Origin of the sequence: Kitasatospora sp. NPDC059795 (assembly GCF_042732175.1) — a bacterium.
In the GTDB taxonomy this organism is placed as follows: Bacteria; Actinomycetota; Actinomycetes; order Streptomycetales; family Streptomycetaceae; genus Kitasatospora.
Genome location: NZ_JBHWID010000014.1, coordinates 17,386 through 37,436, shown reverse-complemented (window position 1 = coordinate 37,436; position 20,051 = coordinate 17,386). Strand labels below are relative to the sequence as shown.

Below are 20,051 nucleotides of genomic sequence, written 5' to 3'. Positions count from 1 at the left end.
GTCGCGCGTTGTCCTGATACATGGACGTCGGCGGTGCGGGCCCCCTCCCGCGCCGGAGCCCCGACGCCCCGCCGGGCGACGGGGCGTCATCCGGTGTCCGCGCGACCCCAGGCGACAGGAGGTCCCCCATGGCCACCGGAGTTCCCCAGTACCGCCGCCCGACCGCCCCGGCCGCGCTGCCCGCCTCCGCCGTGCTGCCCGTCCCGTCGGCCTTCTCCGCCTGCCCGGGCAGCGGTCCGGGCGGTAGTGGTGCGGGCGGCAGTGGTGCGGGCGGCGGCCCCGGCGGCGGCGGTCCGGGCGGTGGTGGCAGCGGGGTCGCCGGGCGGGTCGCCCAGTACGACACGGTGACGGTGCAGGTCCGGCACGGGCTGGAGGCGGTCGACATCCTGCGGCTGCGGCGCGCCTGCGGGGCCGTTCAGCAGACCACCGGCGGATCCGCGATCGCCTTCCTCGTCCCGGCCGGCACCGCGTTGCGCTGGCACCTGCCCGGTTCGTCCTGTACCCCGGGGGCCGATCTGCTCCCGCCCACCGACCCGCGTTGGATCATCCCGCCCGCCGGCGCCCAGCCCTGCGCCCGCCCCACCGACGCCTGGGTGCTCCGTTCGGCCCTCTGTGAAGCCGCCACCACCCTCACCGCGGGCGGCCTGGGCCCGCTCTGAGCCGTCCCGGCGCGAAATGCCTGGCCGTGGCTGACATGCACTCATATAGTGTCCGCCACACCAGAATTGGGGGAGGGTTCGAGTGTCACAGAACGTTCCTGGCCAGGTGCCGCCGACACCGCCGGTGCCACCGCGGTTGCCGCCCGCACCACCGCCGATGCCGCCCTTCCGCCCGGGGCAGATCGAACTCCGGATCGACCGGCGGACGCTGTGGATCGGCCAGGCCGCCTATCCGCTGCACAACATCGCCCGGGTGTTTCCGGTGGTCCTCACCCCGCGGTACGCGGAGGCCTTCGAACGCTTCGGCCGGCGGCTCGCGATCACGGTGTCGGTGGCGTTCGTGGTGGCCGCGATCGGGAACCTCTCGATCGAGATGACGCAGCGGTCGTCGGCGCGGTCGGACAACGCGTCCTCGTTCACCCGGACGGTGGTGACGTTCGGAGTGATCGCCCTGGTCATCCACGTCGTCAACCTGCTCCAGGTGGTGCTGCAGAAGCCCCAGCACGCGGTCGCCATCGAGACCAACGGCACCTCGGTCGCCCTGATCACCGCGCCCGACGCGCAGCGCCGACTGGCCCTGACCCAGCACATCGCCGCCGCCATCGACGACCCGGCGGCCGGCCTCACCGTCCACGTGGACACCCTGTCGATCAACCCGGCGCACTACTACTTCGGCGACACCGTCAACGTCCACGGCACCGGCAACGTCGGAAGGATCACCCTGTGAGCGGCGAGCAGCACTTCTACCTCGGCAACGTCACCAACGTCAGCGGCAGCGGGAACATCGGCTCGGTCAACTTCGGCGGCTCCGCGCAGCCCGGCCCCGAGCAGCTCGCCCTGCTCCGGGCGCTGGTCGCCGACCTGCGCCGGCACGTTCCGGAGCCGGAGGCGCAGCGGCTGGACGATACGCTCACCGACCTCGACCCGGCGAACGCGCCGGCCGGGGAGACCGCGGACCAGCGCGGGGCGCGGCTGAACCGGGCGCTGGAGACGGCGCGGCGGGTGGCCGAGACGGCGCGGAGCCTGGGGCCCGGGGTGGTCGAGCTGGCCAATCGGATCATCGGGATGGCGTCGGGGGCCTGAGGGCCGGGGAGTCGGGGCCGGGTAGTCGGGGGCCTGAGGGCCGGGGAGTCGGGGGTGGCGGGCCGGGGGAGTCCGGTGCGCTGGAGGGTTCGGGCGATCATCGGATAATGGGCGCATGGGCCGCTCACGTACCACCCCCGCCCCCGCCGTCCCCGGCCGCGCGCACATCGACGGCCCGCTGACCGCGAAGGTCGCCTCCGGCACCGCCGAACTGCGCCCCGACCGCGACCGGCCGCACGCCTGGCAGCTCGTCCTCGACGGCGCCCCGCAGTCACTCGTCGACCTCGCCGACCCGACCCACCTCGGCTTCGAGTACCAGCGGCGGATCGGCCACCTGATCGACCTCGCCGCCCCCGCCCGGCAGCCCGTCTCGGTGCTCCACCTCGGCGGCGGCGCCCTCACCCTGGCCCGCTACACGGCCGTCACCCGGCCGCGCTCCCGGCAGCAGGTCGCCGAGATCGACACCGCGCTCACCGAACTCGTCCGCACCGAACTGCCGCTCGACCGAGGCTGGCAGATCCGGGTCCGCGGCGGCGACGCCCGTGCCGTCCTGGAACGCACCCCGGAGGACTCCACCGACCTGGTGATCGCCGACGTCTTCGCCGGCGCCCGGGTCCCCGCCCACTGCGCCACGGTCGAATTCGCCCGGCTCGCCGCGCGGGCCCTCACCGGCACCGGCCGCTACGTCGCCAACATCACCGACGGCGGCCAACTCGCCTTCGCCCGCGCCCAGGCCGCGACCCTGCTGGCCGTCTTCCCCGAGGTCTGCCTGATCGCCGACCCCGCGGTGCTGCGCGGCAAGCGCTTCGGCAACCTCGTCCTGGCCGCCGCCCACACCCCCCTCCCGCTCACCGACCTCACCCGCCGCCTCGCCGCCGACCCCGCCCAGGCCCGCCTCCTGCACGCCCGCGACCTCACCGACTTCCTCGCCGGCGCCACCCCCGTCCCCGACACCCAGGCCGTCCAGTCCCCACCCCCACCCCCGAAGGCCTTCGCCTGACCCACCGGCCCACCGGCCCACCGGCCCACCGCTCAGCGCAGCAGTACGGGTTCAACAACGGTGATCCGCAGACCGGTTCGATTCGGAGAGTCGAGGGCCCCGACTGTCCATGGTCAGTGGCCGCCCGGGAGGCCGCGGTGTTTGTAGGCGGCGGCGGCGGTGAGGAGGAGGCCGGCGGCGATGGGGAGGAGGACGGCGGCGGTGGAGTCGTCGTCGGGGGTGGCGGGGGCGGCGGCGGTGAGGGCGAGGGGCGCGCCGTGGTCGGGGGCGGCGGGCGGTGGGGCGGGCCGTTCGGGGGTGGTGGTGAGGTTGTCGACGTGCCGGCGGGATGGGAGCGGGGTGGCCGGATCGGGTGCCGGCTCGTCGGGTGCGGGGATCGGGGCCACCCGGTCGCCGGGGCGGCCCTCGGCGGGGTTGGAGCGGGAGGCGCGGCCGGCGTCGTCGGGGCGGTCCTGCCCGGGGACGGTGGAGAGCAGGCGGGCGGCGATGGCGAAGGCGTCGGGGCCGCCGGAGTGCTGGCCGGGGAGCGGGAGTTCGCCGCTGCCGAGGTGCTGCTGAAGGACGGTGCCGAGTTCGCCGACCGCGCCGTCCAGCAGGTCGTTCCCGTCCACGGGGGCGACGAGGGCGCGGGTGGTGGGGCCGAGGCCGGTCGCGTGGGCGTCGGCGGTGCCTATGGCCAGGCCCAGCAGCTGGACGGCGAGCATCCCGCTCGCCGCCAGCGCCCGGGGCCGGCCCCACCGGTGCCGGGGGGTGTCCGAACGTCGCGGCCGCTTCGCGTGGTTGGTTCGCACACCCGGGGAGAACGAGCGGGACCCCCGGCGGTCACGCCCGTCACTCACACTCCGTCACATCGTGGGGCGCGGGGTGTCAGTCGAGCCCCCCGCGCCGGATCACCTCCGTGTACCAGTGGGCGCTGGACTTGGGGGTGCGGCGCTGGGTCTCGAAGTCGACGTGGACGATGCCGAAGCGCTTGCTGTAGCCGTACGCCCACTCGAAGTTGTCCATCAGCGACCAGAGGTAGTAGCCGCGGACGTCCGCCCCGGCGGCGATCGCGTCGGCCACCGCGGCCAGGTGCAGGCGGACGTAGCGGATCCGCTCGGGGTCGTCGACCGTGCCGTCCGGGCCGACCACGTCCTCGAACGCGGCGCCGTTCTCGGTGACCATCAGCGGCAGGCCGAAGTCGTGGTGCATGCCGATCAGCGAGTCGGAGAGGCCGCTGGCGTCGATCGACCAGTTCATCGCGGTGACGTCCTCGTTGGCGAGGTGGAACACCACGTCCTCGGAGCCGGGCCAGGGGCTGTACGGGCTGTTGCCGTGGCCGTCGTTGCGGGCGGGCTCGGGGGCCTCGGAGTCCTTCTGCGGGGCCGAAACGATCGTCGGGTTGTAGTAGTTGAGGCCGAGCAGGTCGATCGGCCGGCCGATCTCGGCCTCGTCGCCGGGGCGGACCAGCTCGTCCCAGTCGACGAACGAGGCGGTGTCGGCCTTCAGGTCCGCCGGGTAGCCGCCGTTGAACATCGGGCCGGTCCAGATCCGGTTGCCGACCGCCTCGATCCGGCGGGCCGCCTCCAGGTCCTCGGCGCTGTCGGTGAGCGGGCGGACCATGTGCAGGTTGAGCGAGACGGCGAGCTGCGCGGACGCGGGCAGGATCTCGCGCAGCGCGCCGACGGCCAGGCCGTGGCCGAGGTTGAGGTGGTGGGCGGCCTTGAGCGCGTCGGCCGGGTCGGTGCGGCCGGGGGCGTGGACGCCGGAGCCGTAGCCCAGGAAGGCGCTGCACCAGGGCTCGTTGAGGGTGGTCCAGACCGGCACCCGGTCGCCGAGCGCGCGGGCGGCGTGCGCCGCGTACTCGGCGAAGCGGTAGGCGGTCTCGCGGACCGGCCAGCCGCCGGCCTGCTCCAACTCCTGCGGGAGGTCCCAGTGGTAGAGGGTGGCGACGGGGGAGATGCCGTGCTCCAGCAGGGCGTCGACCAGAGCCCGGTAGAAGTCGAGCCCGCGTTCGACGGCGGGTCCGCGGCCGGTCGGCTGGATCCGCGACCAGGAGAGCGAGAACCGGTACGAGGTGAGGCCGAGGTCGGCCATCATCCGGACGTCCTCGCGGAAGCGGTGGTAGTGGTCCACCGCGATGTCGCCGGTGTCGCCGTTCACCACCTTGCCGGGAGTGTGGCTGAAGACGTCCCAGATGGAGGGGGTGCGGCCGTCGTCGGCGGCGCCCTCGATCTGGTAGGCCGCGGTGGCCGTCCCCCAGTGGAACGCGGGCGGGAAGGCGACCCGGGGGGCCGAGGAGTGGGAGACGATGGTCGGATCGGTCGTGGTCATACGGGAGCGCTCCCATGGCTGAGGGGTTGGACAGGGCGGGCGTGCCAGGGTGTTCCGGACGGTCAGCTCTTGACGGCGCCGGAGGTGATCCCGCCGACAATGTGCTTCCCCAGAACGGCGAAGATCAACAGCAACGGCAGGGTGCCGACCAGTGCGCCGGTCATGATCACGGCCTGGTTGATGTCGTGGCCGGAACCGCCGCCGATCGCCGAGAGGGCGACCTGCACGGTCGGGTTCTGCTGGGTGAGGACCACGAAGGGCCAGAAGAAGTCGTTCCAGGACTGGACGAACACCAGCATGCCGAGCACCGCCATGGCGGGCCGGGCGATCGGGAACACCACGTGCCAGATGATCCGCAGGCTGTGCGCGCCGTCCACCCGGGCCGCCTCGATCAGCTCGAACGGCAGCGCCTCGGACAGGAACTGGCGCATGAAGAACACGCCGAACGCCGCCACCAGCGAGGGCAGGATCACCGACTGAAGGTGACCGCTCCACTCCAGGCCGGTGACGATCCGGTACAGCGGGATCACGCTGAGCTGCGGCGGGATGGTCATGGTGGCGACCACCAGGGTCAGCAGCGCGTTGCGGCCGCGGAAGCGCAGCTTGGCGAAGGCGAAGCCGGCCAGCGTGGAGAACAGCACTGTGGACAGCGACACGCAGCCCGCCACGATGGTGGAGTTCAGCAGCGCGGTGCCCATGTCGGCCTGGTCCCAGGCGGTGGAGATGTTGTTCCACAGCTCGCCGCCGGGCACCATCGGCGGCGGCGACAGGGCCACCCGCTCACCGGTGTTGGAGGCCGCGACGAAGGTCCAGTACAGCGGGAACAGCGAGACCAGCGCGGCGACGCCGAGCAGCACGTAGGTGACCGGGCCGGCCTTGTCGTGCTCGCCCGCCTTGCGCCGGAACAGGCCGCGCGGGCGGGCCGGTTCGGCCTGCTCCGCCTCGCGGGGGGAGGGCGTGGACAGGGTGGCGGCCATGTCAGCCTCCCAACTCGTTGCGCTTGCGGTAACGGGTGATCAGGAACTGCACCAGGCCGATCAGCAGCAGGATCAGCAGCATCGTCCAGGCCACCGCCGAGGCGCGGCCCAACTGGCGTGACGGCCAGCCCAGTTCGTACATGTAGAGGCTGAGCGTCTGGAACTGGTGGGCCGAGCCGCCGGACACGCCGACGCCGCCTCCGAACAGCATCGGCTCACCGAACAGCTGGGTGGCGCCGATGGTGGAGACGATGATGGTGAACATGATGGTCGGCCGGATCGACGGGATGGTGATCCGGGTGAACTGCTGCCACCGGTTGGCCCCGTCCAGGCCGGCCGCCTCGTACAGGTCCTTCGGCACCGCCTGCATCGCGGCCAGGTAGATCAGCGCGTTGTAGCCGGTCCAGCGCCAGGTCACGATGGTGGAGATGGCGATCTGCGAGGGCCAGGTGTCGGAGTACCAGTTCGGGTGGAACCCGACCAGGTCCAGCATCCAGTTGATGAACCCGTAGTCCGGGTTGAACAGCTGGACGAACACCAGGGTCGCCGCGGCGATCGAGGTGGCGTACGGGGCGAGGATCGCGACCCGGAGGAAACCGCGGGCGCGCATCCGGTAGTTCAGCAGGTGCGCCAGCCCCAGTGCCATCAGCAGCTGTGGGACGGTCGAGATCACCCCGATGGTGAAGGTGTTGCGCAGCGCGGTCCAGAACTGGTCGTTGGACCACAGACGGGTGTAGTTGCCGAAGCCCTTCCACTCCATCACGTCCGGCTTGAGCAGGTCGACGTAGTGCAGCGACAGCCAGCCCGTCCAGACCAGCGGGAAGAGGCCGAAGGCGGCGAAGCAGAGGAAGAACGGCGCGATGAAGGCGTACGGGGAGGCCTTCAGGTCGAACCGGTACAGGCGGGAGCGCCAGGAGGATCGCGCGGCGGGCGGTGCCTCGGCGCGGACGTGGGTGGCCACTTGGGGTTTCCTTCCCGGAGGTGGCGAGGGGCGGCGGAACGGCGCCCGGCCGGGTGGGCGGACCCGGCCGGGCAGTAGGGATCGGCTACCGGCGCGTGCCGGCCCGGATCAGTGGCCGGTCTTGTCGGCGATCAGCTTGGTCACGTTCTCCCAGGCCTTGACCGGGTCGGTGCCGTGCTCCTCGATGTCGAGGATGCCGTTGTCGGTGATGATCGTCTTCACGTTGCCGTCCTGCTCACCGATCGGAGCCGGCTTGATGGAGGTGGCGGACGCGGCGAAGATCTGGCCGGTCGGGGCGTTGCTGAAGTACTCCAGCTTGGCGCCCTGGACGGCGGGCTGCTGCAGGCCGCCCACGGTGGAGGGCAGGTTGCCGACCTTGGTGAAGACCTTGGCCTGCTGCTCCGGCGCGGTCAGCCAGGCGGCCAGCTCGGTGGCCTCCTTGATGTGCTTGCCGGCCTTCGGGACGGTCAGGAAGGCGCCACCCCAGTTGGAGGCGACCGGCGCGGCGGCGACGTCCCACTTGCCCTTGCCGGCCTCGCCGCCGTACTTGCTGAGGGAGGAGGTCATCCAGGACGGGCAGACCACGGCGGCGAACTTGGCGTTCGCGACGGCCGCGTTCCACGGGTCCTGGAACTGGCGCAGGCCGGCGCTGATCTTCGCCTTCGAGGCGGAGATCGCGAGGTCCCAGGCGGTCTTCACACCGGCGCTGGTCTTGTAGACGAGCTTGCCGGAGGAGTCCGAGTACTGCTCCGGCTGGGCCGACAGCACGGCGTTGAACAGGCCGGAGGCCGAGTCGGTGAAGAAGGTGCCGGCCGGGGCGTTCTGCTGGTACTGCTGGCCGGCCGAGACGAACTTCGACCAGTCGCCCGCCCACAGCTTGCCGACCTGCTCGCGGTCGGTCGGCAGGCCGGCCTGCTGGAACAGGTCGGTGCGGTAGCAGATCGCCATCGGGCCGATGTCGGTGCCCAGGCCGATCAGCGCCCCGGACGGGGTGGTGGCCTGCTGCGACTTCCAGGGCAGCCAGTTGGAGGCGTTGACGCCCTCGGCCTTGCCGAGGTCGACGAACTTGTCGCCCAGGGTGTTGGTGGCCTGCGCGATGTAGCCGACCTCGACCGCCTGGATGTCGGACAGGCCGCTGCCCGAGCCCAGGTGGGTGGTCAGCGCGTCCCAGTACTTCTGGCCGTCCTGGGTGGTCTGGTACTTGATGGTGATGTTCGGGTGCGCGGCCATGTACTCGTCGTACAGGCCGGCCTCCTTGTAGCCGAAGGTGCCGAAGTCGCCGACGGTCAGGGTGACCTTCGCGTTGGCGTCGCCCGAACCGCTGCCGGCGCTGTCCGAGCCGGACGAGCAGGCCGAGAGCAGCAGGGCGGAGGTGGCCACGGCCACGGTGGCGAGGACAGCGGCTCTGTGCGGGCGGGAGGTGGTGCGCATGGGGTGAACTCCTTTGTCCGGGTGCTTGTCCGGGCGCTCTGCCCGGGGGCGGGATCCGGGTCTTCCGGGGTGGATCGGAGGGGATCCGTGGGTGGTTCGGAGAGGTTTCGGGATGTTCTCTGTGCGCCGATTTCCGGCTACAGTGTGGGAGCGCTCCCACACTTGGCATGCCGGAAGGTTGCTCGGTCGCGGGGGTGAGTGTCAAGACATGGAGCCACAAACGTTGCCGGAGTGTTTCCGGGGCCACCGCCGGGCTTCGGGCCGCCCCGGGGTGGAACGGGGGCCGCCCGGACGGTCGTCCACCGCACCGGACCGGCCACAATGAGCAGTCCGCGCGTCCGTACTCCGGTGCGGCCGCGCGGGGTGGGCCGGCCCCGGTGCCGCCCGCTCCAGCCGTTCCAGCCGTTCCATCCATCGAGACCAAGAGGTGCCGCGATGAGCCCGACCGCACAGCGCCCCGAAGCACCCCGCCCGGGCGCCGACGGCAGAGCCGGCGCGCGACCCACCCTGGAGGAGGTGGCCGCGCTGGCCGGCGTCGGCCGCGGCACCGTCTCCCGGGTCGTCAACGGCTCGCCCCGGGTCAGCGCCAAGGCCCGCGAGGCCGTCCAGAACGCCATCGCCGAGCTCGGCTACGTCCCCAACCGGGCAGCACGCACCCTGGTCACCTCACGCACCGACTCCATCGCGCTGGTCGTCCCCGAGGCCGAGACCCGGCTGTTCTCCGAGCCGTACTTCTCCGACATCATCAGCGGCGTCTCCGCCGAACTCGCCGAGACCGACATGCAGTTGCTGCTGATCCTGGTCCGCAACCAGCGCGAACGCGAACGCCTCTCGGCCTACCTGAGCGCCCAACGCGTCGACGGCGCGCTGGTCGTGGCGGTGCACCGCGACGACCCGCTGCCGGCCCTGCTGGAGCGCCTGGAGATCCCCTCCGTACTGGCCGGCCGACGCGGCGACCTCGAACCGCTCAGCTACGTCCACGCCGACAACGCCGGCGGCGCCAGGATGGCCGTCCGGCACCTGCTGCGCCGCGGCTGCCGCCAGGTCGCCACCCTCACCGGCCCGCTGGACATGGAGGTCGCCCAGGCCCGCCTCGACGGCTACCGCCGGGCCCTGGAGGAGGCCGGGCGCAGCTACGACGAGGAACTGGTCGGCCTCGCCGACTTCACCGAGGAGGGCGGCCGGGTCGCGATGCGCGAACTCCTGGAGCGGCGGCCCGAACTGGACGGCGTGTTCTGCGCCTCCGACGTGATGGCGGCCGGCGCGATGCAGGTGCTGCGGGCCGCCGGGCGACGGATCCCTGACGACGTCGCGGTGATCGGCTTCGACGACTCGATCATCGCCCGGCACACCGACCCGCCGATGACCAGCGTGCGCCAGCCGATCGAGGAGATGGGGCGCACGATGGCCCGGCTGCTGCTCGACGAGATCGCCGAACGCCCCCGGGCCCGGCGGCAGGTGGTGCTGGCGACCGAGCTGATCATCCGCGACTCGGCCTGACGGCGGCGGGCCGGGGCGGGGGGCCGGGGCGGGGGGTGGCTTCGGGCCTGGGCGCGGGCCAGGGCGCGGGCCAGGGCACGGGGTGGCTTCGGGGCTTGGGTGCGGGGTGGGTGCGCGGCCGGGGTTGTTGGTCGGGGTGGGTGGCCGAGGTGGGTGGTCGGGCCCGCGGCTCGTGGCCCGGTTCGGGCCCCGGCGCGGGCCCGTGGCCCCGGTGTGGGTCAGGAGTTGGGGCGCAGCGTCCAGACGATCTCCAGCACGCCGGTGACGTCGCCGTCCTCGCGGGTGATCTCCACGGTGATCGGGAACTCGGGGCGCTTGCCCTCGTCCAGCTCGGCGAGCACGTCGGCGACCGGGCGGCCCAGCGTGGCCGTGGCCGTCACCACACCGCGGGCGAGCTTCTTGAACGAGATCTCGCCGACCGTGGGCAGCGGCACCGCACGCCCCAGCTGGTCGCCGAACGCGGCCAGCACGATCGCGCCGCTCGCCGACTCGGCCAGCGTGAACATCGCGCCCGCGTGCGGCCCGCCGACGTGGTTGCGGTACTCCGGCAGGTCGGGCAGCCGCAGCACGGCCCGCTCCGGGGTGGTCTCCAGGTACTCCAGCTGCAGGGTCTTCACCATCGGGACGGTGTCGGTGAGCAGCTGGCCGATCGCAGTAGTGGTCATGCCGCCGATGTTACTGACAGGTAGCTTCTCCGTCCACGGTCTCTCCGGTGCGGGTCCGCGGGTTGGGGCTGTCGCCCGGGCGGGCCCACTGCGCATCAGGCGACGAGGTGTCGGATCCGGCGGCCGCCGACCGGTGTTGAGCGGCCTTGGCCGGTGTGGATCGGCGTTGATGGGTGCTGAGCGACATCGAGAACATCGGGAACGCAAGAAGGGCCCTGGCCAATTCCCTTGGCCAGGGCCCTTCTTCGATGGGGTGAGCGACGGGACTCGAACCCGCGGCCACCTGGACCACAACCAGGTGCTCTACCAACTGAGCTACGCCCACCATCTGTCCGGTGCTTTCCCGCTTTCGCGTTCCCGCTCCGACAGGAAGAACTCTACAGGATGCCGAGGGGTGCTTGCGCCAGGGTTTTCCGGACCGCTCGGACCCGAGCCCTGGTCAGGCGGTCGGCACCTGGTGGCGGGCAGCGATCTCCCGAGCGACGTCGCTGTCCGGGCCGGGCTGCGGGACGAACACCGCCTCGCGGTAGTACCGGAGCTCGGCGATCGACTCCCGGATGTCGGCCAGCGCGCGGTGGCTGCCGCCCTTCTGCGGGCTGTTGTAGTAGGCGCGGGGGTACCAGCGGCGGGCCAGCTCCTTGATCGAGGAGACGTCCACTATCCGGTAGTGCAGGTGGCCTTCCAGCTCCGGCATGTCCCGGGACAGGAAGCCGCGGTCGGTGGCCACCGAGTTGCCGCACAGCGGCGTCTTGCCGGCCTCGGGCACGTGCCGGCGGATGTACGCCAGCACCTGCTCCTGCGCCTCGGCCATGGTGAGGCCGTCCGCGAGCTCGTCGAGCAGACCCGAGGCGGTGTGCATCTCGCGCACCACCTCGGGCATGGTCTCCAGCGCCTCGGCGGGCGGGCGGATGATCACATCCACACCCTCGCCGAGCACATTCAGCTCGGAGTCGGTCACCAGGGCGGCAACCTCGATCAGGGCGTCCCGATCGAGGTCGAGGCCGGTCATCTCACAGTCGATCCATACCAAACGGTCATTCACGCCCCTCACCCTACGGCGCGGTCGCGCGCCCCCGACACTGCACGCGCCCCGTCCGGACCGAAGTCCGCCGTCCCGCGCGCCCCGCGCTCCGGCTCGGCCTCCGGGCGGTGCGCCACCCGCTGGCCCCGAGCGCTCGGCTGCTGACCGTCCGGCTCCTCCGCGATCGCATGCTCCACCGGCCGGTCCGCCCGGTCCGCCCGGTCCGGCCGGTCGCCGCGGTCGCCGCGGTCCGTCCGGTCCGTGCGGTTCGGAACGCCGCTCCGGTCGGAACGGTCGGTCCGGTCGACCGGAGCCGCACCGTGGCCGCCCGGGTACGCCGCACTCGGCCGCACCGGCTGGCCGGCCGACGGCTGCGCGTGCGCATGCGCGGGCGGCGGACCCTGGTGGCCACTCGGGTACGGACCGCCGGGCTGCGCGTTCGGACCGCTGCCCGGGTGGCCGGACTGCGCTGCGCCCGCACCGCCGCCGACGGTCGGACGGCCCGCGTACCGCGGGTCGCCCGGACGCTCCGACGTCCGCGGACCGAACACCCCCGCCGGCGGACCCGACTGCGGCGGCACCATCGGACGCTGCCGATGCCGCCCCGCCGCACCGGCAGGACCACCCACACCCGGCCCGCCCAGCCCCGGCCCGCCCAGGCCCGAACCGTTCGGCGCGCCGACCGCCTGACCGAGCGTCATTCCGACGTTCCCCGACAGACCCTGACCCGGCTGACCGTGCCCGCCCTGGCCCATCCCCGGAACACCCGACGCACCGACCATCCGCTCGCCCGGGACACCCGGAGCGGGCATCGCCGAGTTGCCCGCCGCCGGACGGCGGGCCCGGAAGGTGGTCCGGTACGCGGCCGGCGAGACACCGAGCTGACGGCGGAAGTGACCACGCAGCGCCACCGGAGAACGGAAGCCGCAGCGGCGCGCGACATCGTCCACCGACAGGTCCGAGGTCTCCAACAACCGCTGCGCCTGCAGCACCCGCTGGGTGATCAGCCACTGCAGCGGGGCGCTGCCGGTGAGCGTCCGGAACCGGCGGTCGAAGGTGCGCCGCGACATGTAGGCGCGGGCGGCCAGGACCTCGACGTCGAACTGCTGGTTGAGGTTCTCCAACGCCCAGGTGACCACCTCGGCCAGCGGGTCGTTGCCGATCTCTTCAGGTAAAGACTGATCGATGTACTGGGCCTGACCTCCGCCACCGCGCCGGTTGGGCACCACCAGCCTGCGGGCGAGCGCGTTGGCGGCCTCCGTACCGTGGTCGCTGCGGACCACGTGCAGGCAGAGGTCGATGCCGGCCGCGGTACCGGCCGAGGTCAGTACGTCGCCGTCGTCCACGAACAGCTCGCGCGGATCGACGTGGACCCGCGGGTAGCGCTTGGCCAGCGTCGGCGCGTACATCCAGTGGGTGGTCGCCGGACGCCCGTCGAGCAGCCCGGCCGCGGCCAGGACGAAGGCGCCGGTGCAGAGGCCGATGATCCGGGCCCCCTCGTGGTGCGCCTTGCGCAGGGCGGCGATGGCCTCGACGGGCGGCGGCTGCGAGATCGAACGCCAGGCGGGCACCACGATGGTGCCGGCCCGCGACAACGCTTCCAGCCCGTACGGCGCGGTGAGGGTCAGTCCGCCGGTGGTGGTCAGCGGTCCCTCCTCGCCGGCGCACACCAGCAGGCGGTAGCGGGGGACTCCGGCGTCCTGGCGGTCCACCCCGAACACCGACAGCGGGATCGAACTCTCGAAGATCGGCGCCCCACTGAACAGCAGCACCGCGACCGTCTCGCGCCGCCGCCGCCCCGCCAACTTGCGCGGCGCGCCCAGCACCCCCGGGCCGGTGGCGGCGAGCCCCTCGGAACCGGGGCCCGCGTTCATGGCGGAGGGGTTGGCCGGACCGGTGGCGAGACCGCCGTGCCCGGCGAGCGTGGAGGAGCCCTGGTGGGCTGTGGCCTGGGTGTGCTGACTGACAGTCAATCCACCGCTGCCGCCGAAGGGTTGATGGGTGCTCGGTCCGACGCCGAGCGAACCGGCCGACGCACCACCGAACTTGCCGAGTCTCGCTCCGCCACCAGGAAGGCCCGACGGCTGGCGGCCGCCTTCAGGACCCGCGTCGCTCCTGCTCACCCTGCTCAAGGCGCTCCAGCCCCCTCGGTGGTGTGGTGGTCTCGGCTGCCGCTCTGCGAGCCAAGATCGAATCTACTTGGTGGACCGTTGCTGTTGTGACAAGTTCACCATCCGACGCTATGTCGACATGGCAATTTGGCGTGAAGCATTCGATCACGAAGCGTGGCACCCGTCGACCCCGCTGTGAAGGGGGCGCGGACAACCGTGGCTGGTTGTCGCACGACCCGTTCGTGATTCACGCACCAGCGGCGCACCCGCCGGCCGCTGTGTGCTGCGGCTTTGCCGGAACGGCGGCCCGGGACCGTAAGTTGGCCGAAAATATACGGTTCAAATCGGGGGCGTGAGCCTACGTCCTTAGCGCCGCAGCGCACACCTGAGCCAAGATCCCCGCGCCCCGTCAGCCCCCTGGCCCAACCCGAACTGGCCACCTCCGACCGCCTCCCACCTCACACTCCGTCACTTCGTACCCTCCATTTCCCTTCCGCCCCACCAGCCCCTGTAACCCCACCTGCCCCACCGGCCCCATCGACCAACAGCCCCCACGAGGGCCGTGCGACACCGAGCCTTCGGCTGAACATTCGTCCGAATCCAACCCCCCGCAACGGGAGCTTCACGTACCCTCGGCGTCCCGACCGCGGGGTCGCGCCGCCCGGGCGGTCGGGGGCGAGAGAGGGCGGCGCGCCCAACTTCACTGACCGGTCGGCATGTTGAGCGTTTGCGCGAGCATGCGGGCGCGCGGGCGAGCGGAGGCGCGGCCGGATCGGGCGAGGTGCCCTTCACGGACATGGTCGAGCCGGGAGGGGCAACTCGGCCTGGGCTGCCATGAGTTCGCGCGCCGGACGGGATCAGCCGGCGGCTGCCGAGGTGTCGCTGCAGCGAACGTGGGCGACCGGTGGCAGGACGGACGGCCGGACCGGCGGCGCGGTGGGGGAAGCGACCGGCTTGGCGACCGGTTTGAGGGGCGTCAGCGGCACTGCCCGGGTGAACGGTGCAGGCTGAACGAAGGGCGCCTTCGGCCTGCTCGGGTTGGAGGAAGGAGCCAACCTGGACGCCGGGACGGCGATGCGAGTGCGGGGCGGGCGCTTGCGTCCGGGCACCCCGGCGGCGAAGGTGCGGGCACCGGTGGGTTGTTCGGCCGCGCCGAGGACCAGGCGCACCGCCTCCGGAAGGTCCGGTGCGCTGACCGTCGGACGGTAACCGCGTTCGGCCCAGGGGCGACCGTGGTGCAGCCAGACACTGCGGAGCCCGGTGGCCTCCGCCCCCGCGATGTCGGACGGGCCGTAATCGCCGACCATCCAGGTCCGTGCGGTCCAGTCGCCCGTCGGCCGGAACCCGCAGCGGCGGGCCGCAATTTCGAAGATCAACGGGTCCGGCTTCACGCACCGGGCCTCCTCCGAGATGACCCAGCCGTCCACCATGGCGGCGAGCCCGGTGAGCCGGATCTTCTCCAGTTGGGGCAGCGTTCCTCCGTTGCTGACGATCCCCAGCGTCCAGCCCGCCTCCCGGGCCGCGCGTAACGCGCTCGCATGCGAATCCGGGCAGGCAATGTGGGAGTTGATGCTGTGACGGTAGTGCCCGAGCATCGACTCGACCGAGTGATCGATGCCGTAGCGACGCTTTGTCGCGCCCAGTACGGTGCTTCGCGGCACGTAACCACTGCCGTCGAGCATGACCAACCAGTCGAGGTCGGCGGCGGGCAGACCGTTCTCGGCGAGGAAGTCCTCCGCCCAGGCCCGGAATGCGGCATCCCTGGGCAGCAAGGTGTTGTCGAGGTCGAGCAGGAGCAGCGGCATGTCGAGCATGCTGCCAGCGGGCGCCTCGTATGCACGTGGCAATTGCCAAAGGCGAATCGAATTCCCCTGAATTGGCCGAATCCGGCTGGTACGCACCCAACTCGCACCATGATCGGCCGAATGCCATTTTCGCGCCCCACCAACTGCCCTTTGCGGCCCGGACGATCGTTTACCGGCACCGTCCACGGGCAGGGACGATCTCAGGCGATGACAGTCGGATCACGTTGTGTGCCTGCCCTGTTGCGCGTACCGCGGGTCGTCGGTCAAGCTCCCATGGAACCCGCCGCAGGAGGGGCGCACGCGCCGGCGTGTGATTCCCCCACAAGCGGGAACCTGGTCGTACTGAGGGCTTCGCCGCTCGGTGCGGCCCATTCCGCGCCGTACTCTGAAAGGCACAGGTCGCCAACGGTGGTAGTCGTTTCCGAACGGTCCGCCGCCTCGGTCGTGCCTCCCCCCGGACCATGGCGGTCCGCCATCGTGTCCCCTTGTGCAGGCCCATCCCGGTTGAAGAGTTTTGAGCCATGGCTGGTCGAGAGCTTTCCGGTTCTGCCCACGGCAGTTCGAGGGACGACAGGTCCACTGCCGAGCGTCTCGGCACCCCGCCCGGGACTGACCCGGCACACCGCCCCGGCGCCGCTGTCCCTGGTGCCGATGTTCCAGGGGGCGGAGACCCCGTCGAAGCCGTTCGCGAAGCCAGCGGCATTGACGGCGGCAGTGACGGCGCGGGCGGACGCGGTGGCACCGAGGGCGCGCCCGGCCGGCCCGACCGCTCCGACCGTTCCGGCTGGGCGAGTTGGGCGGCTCGGATCGGGCATGCGGGCGTGTTCGGACGTCCCGCCCGCCGCCGGCGTCCGGACCGATCAGGGTCCGACAACCCCGGGCACTTCACTCCTGTCACTCCCGGCGCGGCGGCCGATCCTGCCGTCGCCGCACACCCCGGTACCGCGGAGGACGCGATGACCGACAGTTCCCGTCCGGCCGTCGGGCGTCGTGGCGGCGAAGGCGAACCGCAAATCCAGGAACATGGCTCACGCGCCTGTGACCCGCAGTTCCAGCACGGGGTGGTGGTCGGCTTCGACGGCTCGCTCTCCAGCGAGCGCGCCCTCGCCTACGCCGTCGGCATGGCCCGCCGCTCGCAGTGCGGACTGGTGATCGTCCACGTCGCCAACCGCCTCCCCGCCACGGTCTGGGCCGGCTGCGAGCCGCCCGTGTTCGTGGACCTTCCCGACCAGCGCACCGAGATCCTCGGTCTCGAACTCGCCTGCGCCGACTTCCTCTCCGGGGTCCCCTGGATCCTGGTCGAACGGGGCGGGGACATCTGCCACGAGATCGAAGAGGTCGGCCGCGAGTACGCCGCGGACGCCATCGTGGTCGGCAGCACCCACGGTCTGCTCGGGAAGCTCTTCGGCTCGGTCTCCGGCCGCCTCGCCCGCCGTGCGAACCGCCCGGTCATCGTCATTCCCTGACCGCGCCGGCCGACCCCTTGGGCTGCGACCCCTTGGGCTGCGACCCCTTTGGCTGCGACCCCTTTGGCCGCGACCCCTTTGGCCCCATACATGCCGTGCGGAGTCGTCGGGTCATGGCCGGATGCGGGTAGAGGGAACCGGCCACCCACCGTGCGTTGCGGCCCGCAGCATCGGCTCGGTCAGCGCTCGGATACGGCCGAACGAGTCGTTCCGGCGCTACGGTGTGCGTCATATCAGCTGCCGAACCGGCGCGTGGTGAACCATTCGCAGGTGACCCATCGTCATATCGGTCTACGGGCCGCCAGATGGCGTGCGGCAGCGAGCGCTGCCCGCTGTCCCATGTCGCCCTTACTCGGAGCAGCCCTCTTGGTGCCGGCCGCCCTCGGTGCTTGGACATCGGAACCTGGCGCCACCCGAGGCGGGGAGGTGCACGACGCCCTGACCCTCAGCGTCAGCACCAACACCAGTACCGACCTCAACGTGCGGCTCCGCGCCGACGAGGTGGCCAGTCGGACCTACCACCTCACCAACCACGCCGAGTACCAGCTGACCGGCATCGTGCTGAACGACCCTCAACTGCCGGGCGGACAAGCCCCCTGCGAATCCGGTCGAAGCATCCCGCCGGGCGGCAGCCTCGACTGCACCGCCTCCTTCACCGTCGTCGGCGGCGCCCAGGCCGCTCCGGTCACTGCCACCGCCGAGGCCCCCAATCAGTTGCCCCAGGCCCACGCCGACGCACCCGCCGGCTACCTGGGCATCACTGCGGGCCTCAGCCTCATCCGACTGGGAGCGCCGACTGGCACAGGTCTGGCCCGCAGCCTCAGGTCCGTGCCGGAGGCGGTACCGGAGCAGGCCGCCGGCACCCGTCGTGCCGCGCCGAGAGCACTGACCGAGGTCGGGGGAACCGTTGAACTCCGCTACCTCCTGGAGGCGTTCGGTGATGTCCCGATCACCGACGTCTCTGTGGTCGAGGGGCTGCCCGGCGTCGGAGCCGTGAGCTGCGCGGGCCCCGACGGCGGCCACACCCTCACCCCCGGACAGGGCGTCGAGTGCCAAGCCGGCGGTACCGCCGATCCAGGCCACCAGACCGGCACAGCGCACGCCGACGGCCTGGCGGACGACGCGACCGTCGGACCGGACGGCGCCCTCCAGGGGCCTCGCCGGGTCTCCGCCGATGCCCCCGGATCCTATGACGGGCTCAGTCCCGCGCCTCCCGCCACGGCACCCACAGGAGCACCCACCGCGCCCGGCGGAGGAACCGTCCCAGGCGCAGGCGCAGGCGCAGGCGCAGGCGCAGGCACGGGTGCGGGTGCGGGTGCGGGTGCGGGCACCGGTGCGGCCGCGGGCGCAGGCGCGGCTCCAGGGGCTGTTGGCGGCACTGGCACCGGCACTGTCACCGGCACGGGCGCTGGTGCGGCGGGTGCGGGTGCGGGTGCCGTCGGGGCCCCTGCTGCTGTCGTCCCGGGGGCAGGAGGTGCCGTCGCAGTGGCCGGAGCGGCGGCACCGGCCGGACTGCTTCCCGTACCCATCCCGGTTGGCGGGGCTGCTGCCGCCGCACCCGGGCAGCCCGCAGCAGTGGCCCCCGCAGCCCAGGTGCTGACGCCGTTCCTGCCAGGGGCGGCACCGGCGCTGATCCCCGGTGGCGCGGCGTTCGCGTTGCCGGCCTCGCCCTTTGCCGCACCGGGAACCCTTGGGTCCTCAACTGGGCTCGGCGGCACCCTCGTTGGGGTCGGGCCGGTGAACCCGGGCGGGGGACAGCCGGGAGGCGGAGCGGTGTCCGGTCCGATTCCGGGCGCGACTTCCGGGCGGAGCGAGGGGACGAATACAGTGGCGAGCCCTGGAGCGGGCGCGTCCGCCGGCGGGCAGTCACCCGGCGGGCAAGCGCTTGCGAACGGGGACGAGGACTGGGCGCCGCAGGAGGGCGAGGAAAACCCCTGGGACATCACCGGGGTGATGGTGCTGCTGCTGGTGATCCTCCTTCCTGTGTTGTGTGTGCTGGCAGCGGCGTTCTCGGTTCGGGGCCGGTGGCGACGGTGAGCGCGCGCGGTGAGGTGATCCGACTGGTCCGAGGCGGGCCCACTGTCCATCCGGCCGTGCTCTGGGCTGTCGATGGCGCAACTGTTGTCGAGTCAAGGAGCGAGGAAGAACGCCAGGGCGCGTTCGCTGTTCGACCGGCGGCCGTGACGACCCACGGCAGGCCCGATGCCGCGTCGGGTGTTCCGGGCAGCGGGGACCGGTGGCGGCGATGCTGATCGTTGCCATTGCCGCCGTGTCGGGTGCGGTGCTCGCGCTGGTGATCGGCCTGCTGTTGGGGCGGACCCAGCGGGCGCGGGAGGGGTCCACGACACCGCAGGCGCTGTCCTTCGCCGGGGCGGCGATCCTCGGCTTCTTCGCGCTTTTCCTGGGTTTCAGCATCGCCGGCACCTGGCAGCAGCTGAACTCGGCCCGCCAGCACACCTATGAGGAGTCACGGGCTCTCGCGGAGGCGTACTGGAACGCCGGCGGTCTCCCGGCCGCCGACCGGGCGCAGGTGCGGGACCTGCTGCGGAGCTACACCAGGGTGGTGATCGGCGACGAGTGGGCGGCAATGCAGCACAACACCGGCAGTCAGGTCGCCTGGCAGGCGGTCGACCAGGTGCATGCCGCAGTCGATCACGCCGCGGTGCAGACCGCTGCGGAGACGACCGCGCGGACCGACGTGTTGCACAGTCTGTCCGACGTCAACTCCATGCGGAACGCACGGCTCGGCGATATTCGTGCCTCCGTGCCGGTGGTGGCGATCGGTGGGCTGCTGGTGGGCGCAGTGTTCGTCCTGGCCACACCGTCGGTGATCGGGCTGATGGCGACCACGCGGAATCTGATGCTGATGTGCTTCGTGGGTGCCTCCGTGGCGTTCGGGGTGAGCATGGTGGCGGTGATGAGCGGGCCGTTCTCCGGCGCGGTGCGGATCCAGCCGACCGCGTTCCAACTGGCGTTGGAGCGCTTCGACCAGATCGACACCGACGCCAGGACGTCGGCTCTGCCGCCGTTGCTGTTCCAGCCCTGACCCGGCGAACCGG

At 72.1% G+C, this 20,051-nt stretch carries 15 protein-coding genes, 1 tRNA gene and 2 pseudogenes; 8 read left to right on the top strand and 10 right to left on the bottom strand.

Annotated elements, in window-relative coordinates:
• Positions 1-128 precede the first annotated feature (128 nt).
• From ACFV4P_RS25995 to ACFV4P_RS25980, 4 genes are all read left to right on the top strand, one after another.
• Complete coding sequence (locus ACFV4P_RS25995) at positions 129-659, top strand: hypothetical protein (RefSeq protein WP_380475006.1); 531 nt, start codon at positions 129-131, stop codon at positions 657-659.
• A 157-nt stretch (positions 660-816) separates the two neighbouring features.
• Complete coding sequence (locus ACFV4P_RS25990; RefSeq protein WP_380475004.1) at positions 817-1,386, top strand: DUF6232 family protein; 570 nt, start codon at positions 817-819, stop codon at positions 1,384-1,386.
• Complete coding sequence (locus ACFV4P_RS25985; RefSeq protein ID WP_380475002.1) at positions 1,383-1,742, top strand: hypothetical protein; 360 nt, start codon at positions 1,383-1,385, stop codon at positions 1,740-1,742. Before ACFV4P_RS25990 ends, ACFV4P_RS25985 begins: the two co-directional genes overlap by 4 nt.
• Before the next feature lie 115 nt (positions 1,743-1,857).
• A complete protein-coding gene (locus tag ACFV4P_RS25980; protein ID WP_380475000.1) occupies positions 1,858-2,742 on the top strand; it encodes a spermidine synthase in 885 nt (294 codons plus the stop codon).
• Positions 2,743-2,855: 113 nt separating this feature from the next.
• Here the strand turns inward: ACFV4P_RS25980 and ACFV4P_RS25975 are convergent, their stop codons facing one another.
• From ACFV4P_RS25975 to ACFV4P_RS25955, 5 genes are all read right to left on the bottom strand, one after another.
• Entirely contained in the window at positions 2,856-3,533 is a 678-nt protein-coding gene (locus ACFV4P_RS25975; RefSeq protein ID WP_380474998.1) for a hypothetical protein, read from the bottom strand.
• 76 nt (positions 3,534-3,609) lie between these two features.
• Positions 3,610-5,055, bottom strand: a complete 1,446-nt coding sequence (locus ACFV4P_RS25970) for a glycoside hydrolase family 1 protein (RefSeq protein WP_380474996.1) — start codon at positions 5,053-5,055, stop codon at positions 3,610-3,612.
• A 62-nt stretch (positions 5,056-5,117) separates the two neighbouring features.
• Complete coding sequence (locus ACFV4P_RS25965) at positions 5,118-6,032, bottom strand: carbohydrate ABC transporter permease (protein WP_380474994.1); 915 nt, start codon at positions 6,030-6,032, stop codon at positions 5,118-5,120.
• Between the two features lies 1 nt (position 6,033).
• Positions 6,034-6,993, bottom strand: a complete 960-nt coding sequence (locus tag ACFV4P_RS25960; protein WP_380474992.1) for a carbohydrate ABC transporter permease — start codon at positions 6,991-6,993, stop codon at positions 6,034-6,036.
• Between the two features lie 108 nt (positions 6,994-7,101).
• Positions 7,102-8,424 carry an ABC transporter substrate-binding protein gene (locus ACFV4P_RS25955; RefSeq protein ID WP_380474990.1) on the bottom strand — a complete coding sequence of 441 codons (1,323 nt, stop codon included), beginning with the start codon at positions 8,422-8,424 and terminating at the stop codon, positions 7,102-7,104.
• Positions 8,425-8,859: 435 nt separating this feature from the next.
• Here ACFV4P_RS25955 and ACFV4P_RS25950 point away from each other — a divergent pair, with 435 nt between their 5' ends.
• Positions 8,860-9,924 carry a LacI family DNA-binding transcriptional regulator gene (locus ACFV4P_RS25950; RefSeq protein ID WP_380474988.1) on the top strand — a complete coding sequence of 355 codons (1,065 nt, stop codon included), beginning with the start codon at positions 8,860-8,862 and terminating at the stop codon, positions 9,922-9,924.
• A gap of 218 nt (positions 9,925-10,142) precedes the next feature.
• Here ACFV4P_RS25950 and ACFV4P_RS25945 read toward each other — a convergent pair whose 3' ends face one another.
• The 5 genes and pseudogenes from ACFV4P_RS25945 to ACFV4P_RS25925 all read right to left on the bottom strand — a co-directional run bounded on the left by ACFV4P_RS25945 (position 10,143) and on the right by ACFV4P_RS25925 (position 15,526).
• Complete coding sequence (locus ACFV4P_RS25945) at positions 10,143-10,589, bottom strand: DUF4442 domain-containing protein (protein ID WP_380474986.1); 447 nt, start codon at positions 10,587-10,589, stop codon at positions 10,143-10,145.
• 249 nt (positions 10,590-10,838) lie between these two features.
• Positions 10,839-10,914 (bottom strand) — tRNA-His (locus ACFV4P_RS25940).
• Positions 10,915-11,028: 114 nt separating this feature from the next.
• Positions 11,029-11,631 (bottom strand): oligoribonuclease, encoded by a 603-nt coding sequence (gene orn, locus ACFV4P_RS25935; RefSeq protein ID WP_380474984.1) that lies wholly within the window; start codon positions 11,629-11,631, stop codon positions 11,029-11,031.
• A gap of 608 nt (positions 11,632-12,239) precedes the next feature.
• Positions 12,240-13,484: pseudogene (locus tag ACFV4P_RS25930) on the bottom strand (helix-turn-helix domain-containing protein); the annotation flags it as partial.
• A 1,094-nt stretch (positions 13,485-14,578) separates the two neighbouring features.
• The gene (locus ACFV4P_RS25925) at positions 14,579-15,526 is read right to left on the bottom strand and encodes an HAD family hydrolase (protein ID WP_380474983.1); all 948 of its coding nucleotides are present in this window, start codon (positions 15,524-15,526) and stop codon (positions 14,579-14,581) included.
• A 1,028-nt stretch (positions 15,527-16,554) separates the two neighbouring features.
• On the opposite strand from ACFV4P_RS25925, the pseudogene ACFV4P_RS25920 reads away from it, so the two are divergent.
• The 3 genes and pseudogenes from ACFV4P_RS25920 to ACFV4P_RS25910 form a co-directional block, all read left to right on the top strand.
• A pseudogene (locus ACFV4P_RS25920) lies at positions 16,555-16,992 on the top strand (universal stress protein); the annotation flags it as partial.
• Between the two features lie 426 nt (positions 16,993-17,418).
• On the top strand, positions 17,419-19,029 hold the full coding sequence (locus ACFV4P_RS25915; RefSeq protein ID WP_380474981.1) for a hypothetical protein: 1,611 nt from the start codon (positions 17,419-17,421) through the stop codon (positions 19,027-19,029).
• Between the two features lie 208 nt (positions 19,030-19,237).
• Positions 19,238-20,038 carry a hypothetical protein gene (locus ACFV4P_RS25910; RefSeq protein WP_380474979.1) on the top strand — a complete coding sequence of 267 codons (801 nt, stop codon included), beginning with the start codon at positions 19,238-19,240 and terminating at the stop codon, positions 20,036-20,038.
• Positions 20,039-20,051 lie beyond the last annotated feature (13 nt).